Source organism: Loktanella sp. S4079 (genome assembly GCF_000967725.1).
In the GTDB taxonomy this organism is placed as follows: Bacteria; Pseudomonadota; Alphaproteobacteria; order Rhodobacterales; family Rhodobacteraceae; genus Yoonia.
Map to the genome: position 1 here is coordinate 1 of NZ_JXYE01000039.1, position 226 is coordinate 226.

General features: G+C 52.2%; 1 protein-coding gene. It reads left to right on the forward strand.

Features of this window, described 5'->3' with window-relative positions; genetic code table 11:
- A partial coding sequence (locus TW80_RS17520; protein WP_157033345.1) for a DUF2254 family protein occupies positions 1–226 on the forward strand: 226 nt, incomplete at both ends.

Below are 226 nucleotides of genomic sequence, written 5' to 3' on the forward strand. Positions count from 1 at the left end.
TGATGACGTAAGAGCTAGCTACTGGTTTATTCCTGCAGTGCTGGTTCTTTCTGCGATGGTCCTTGCGCAAGCAACGGTCATCGCAGATCGCCATCCTGACCTTATTCCATTTCAGCTTAGCTTCCTTGCGACCAGCGTCAGCGTTGATGGCGCGCGGACTGTCCTTTCAGTAATCGCGCAATCAGTAATCGGGGTTGCCGGCGTCATGTTTTCCATCACCATGGTT